Origin of the sequence: Phenylobacterium sp. (genome assembly GCF_031412415.1) — a bacterium.
In the GTDB taxonomy this organism is placed as follows: Bacteria; Pseudomonadota; Alphaproteobacteria; order Caulobacterales; family Caulobacteraceae; genus Phenylobacterium.
This window is the reverse complement of the sequence record NZ_JANOCX010000151.1, coordinates 1-2745: the sequence shown is the minus strand read 5'-3', so window position 1 is coordinate 2745 and position 2745 is coordinate 1. Positions and strand designations below refer to the sequence as shown.

Sequence of the window (2745 nt, the reverse complement as noted above, 5' to 3'; positions counted from 1 at the left end):
GCACGGGCATCGCGCTTGCCAACCGTAACGCGGAGAACGGGCGGGTCTGCTTCACCTTCTTCGGCGACGGGGCGGCGAACCAGGGCCAAGTCTATGAGAGCTTCAACATGGCTCAACTCTGGAACCTGCCGGTCGTCTATGTGATCGAGAACAATCAGTATGCTATGGGCACGTCCATCGAGCGGTCCTCGGCCGAGACGCGGCTGCACAAGCGCGGCGCCTCGTTCCTGATCCCCGGCGAAGAGGTCGACGGCATGGACGTGCTGGCGGTCAAGGCCGCGGCCGGCAAGGCCGCCGCCCACGCCCGGTCCGGCAAGGGCCCCTACATCCTGGAGATGAAGACCTATCGCTATCGCGGCCACTCCATGAGTGACCCGGCCAAGTACCGGACGCGCGATGAGGTTGATGAGGTGCGCAAGACCCGCGATCCCATCGACCACGCTCAGGAACTGCTGGCCAAGCACGGTTGGGCCGATGAAGCGGCGCTGAAGGCCATCGACGCGGAGGTCAAGCGTATCGTCGCCGACGCCGCCGAGTTCGCCCGCACCAGCCCCGAACCGGACCCCTCCGAGCTCTATACGGACGTGTACCTGGAGGCCGCCCAGTGACCGACGTTCTGATGCCCGCCCTGTCTCCGACCATGGAGGAGGGCACGCTGGCCAAATGGCACGTGAAGAAGGGCGACACTGTACGCTCCGGCGACGTGATCGCCGAGATCGAGACCGACAAGGCCACCATGGAGGTCGAGGCGGTCGACGAGGGTGTGATCGAGGAAATCCTGGTTCCCGAGGGCACCGAGGAGGTGAAGGTCAATACGCCCATCGCGCGGCTGTCCAGTGGCGACGTCGCAGCGCCTGCGCCCACGAAGGCCAGTGGCGAGGCCAAGGCCGAACCTGTCGCTGAAGCGCCCCAGCCGCAACCGGCCCAGGCCGCGTCGCCCGCCGCGCCTGTCGTCCCGAAAGTCGAGCTCCGCGATCCTGAGATCCCCGAGGGCGTCAAGCTCACCAAGACCACCATTCGCGACGCCCTGCGCGACGCCATGGCCGAGGAGATGCGGGCCGACGACAAGGTGTTCCTGATGGGCGAGGAAGTCGCCCAGTATCAGGGCGCCTATAAGGTCAGCCGCGACCTGCTGCAGGAGTTCGGCGACAAGCGCGTCATCGACACCCCGATCACCGAGCACGGCTTCGCCGGTCTCGGCGTCGGCGCCGCCATGGCGGGCCTGAAGCCCATCATCGAGTTCATGACCTGGAACTTCGCCATGCAGGCGATCGACCACATCATCAACTCGGCGGCCAAGACGCTCTATATGTCTGGCGGCCAGATCAAATGCTCGGTCGTGTTCCGCGGGCCCAATGGCGCGGCCTCCCGCGTGGGCGCCCAGCACAGCCAGGACTATTCCTCCTGGTACGCCCAGGTGCCAGGCCTGAAGGTTGTGGCGCCCTATGACGCCGCCGACGCCAAGGGCCTGATGAAGGCCGCCATCCGCGACCCGAACCCCGTCGTCTTCCTCGAACACGAGATGATGTACGGCCAGGAGTTCGACGTTCCGGAAGGCGACTGGATCGTTCCTATCGGCAAGGCCAAGGTTCGCCGGGTGGGGAAGGACGTCACCATCACCGCCCATTCGCGGATGGTCGGTCTGGCGCTGAAGGCCGCCGAAGAACTGGCGGCCGAAGGCATCGACGCAGAGGTCATCGACCTGCGCACGCTGCGGCCCCTCGACCACGAGACCATCGTCGAGAGCGTCAAGAAGACCAACCGCCTGGTCACCGCCGAAGAAGGCTGGGGCCCGATGGGCGTCGGCGCAGAGGTGATCGCCCGGGTGATCGAACACGGCTTCGACTATCTGGACGCCCCGCCCGCGCGGGTCTGCCAGAAGGACGTGCCGCTGCCCTACGCCGCCAATCTTGAGGCCCTGTCGCTGCCGTCGGTGGAGGACATCGTCAAGGCGGCCAAGGCGGTCTGCTACAAATGACCGACGGGTTCACCTGGCATGCCGGCGGCTGCCATTGCGGCGGCGTGCGGTTCGAGGTGGCCTTGCCTGAGGTCGTCGAGGCGCAGAGCTGCAACTGCTCCATGTGCGCCAAGACGGGCTTCATCCACGTCATCGTTTCCGAGAGCCGTTTCCGTCTGACGAAGGGCGCGGAACGGCTGGCGGAATACACCTTCAACAGCGGAGTGGCGCGACACCTGTTCTGTTCGGAGTGCGGCATCAAGAGCTTCTACCGGCCGCGCTCCAATCCGGACGGCTGGTCGGTCAACGCCCGCTGCCTGGACAAGGCCGTCCAGCTAGACCTCACCGCCTTCGACGGAATGAACTGGGAAGCCAACGCCGACCAGCTCGCCCACCTGTCGCTCGAACCTTCCTGACGAGTTCAGAAAAGCCATGTCCATCGATGTCCTGATGCCCGCCCTGTCTCCCACCATGGAAGAGGGCACGCTCGCCAAGTGGCACGTGAAGAAGGGCGACAAGGTCTCTTCCGGAGACGTGATCGCCGAGATCGAGACCGATAAGGCCACCATGGAGGTGGAGGCCGTCGACGAGGGAGTCATCGAAGACATCCTGGTCGCCGAGGGTTCCGAGGGGGTGAAGGTCAACACGCCCATCGCGAGGCTCTCTGGAGAGGATGCGGGTTCCGCGCCGCCTACGGCGAAGACCGAGGCTCCGAAGGTCGAAGCTCCGAAGGCTGAAGCCCCCAAGGCGGAGGCTGCCGCGACCGCTCCGCCCGAGCCGGCGTCCGC

The 2745-nt window shown here is 65.9% G+C and carries 4 protein-coding genes; all 4 read left to right on the top strand.

Annotated elements, in window-relative coordinates; genetic code table 11:
* Positions 1 to 608: thiamine pyrophosphate-dependent enzyme (locus RMO04_RS07285; protein ID WP_309644120.1), on the top strand; the 608-nt coding region annotated here is incomplete at its 5' end.
* Positions 605 to 1978, top strand: a complete 1374-nt coding sequence (locus RMO04_RS07280) for a pyruvate dehydrogenase complex E1 component subunit beta (protein ID WP_309644119.1) — start codon at positions 605 to 607, stop codon at positions 1976 to 1978. The genes RMO04_RS07285 and RMO04_RS07280, both read left to right, overlap by 4 nt.
* Entirely contained in the window at positions 1975 to 2373 is a 399-nt protein-coding gene (locus RMO04_RS07275) for a GFA family protein (protein ID WP_309644118.1), read from the top strand. Before RMO04_RS07280 ends, RMO04_RS07275 begins: the two co-directional genes overlap by 4 nt.
* 16 nt (positions 2374 to 2389) lie before the next feature.
* A partial coding sequence (locus tag RMO04_RS07270; RefSeq protein WP_309644117.1) for a biotin/lipoyl-containing protein occupies positions 2390 to 2745 on the top strand: 356 nt, incomplete at its 3' end.

Excerpts from the sequence above, each read along its gene's own strand:
- RMO04_RS07275 (WP_309644118.1), top strand. The coding sequence starts at position 1,975 with ATGACCGACGGGTTCACCTGGCATGCCGGCGGCTGCCATTGCGGCGGC.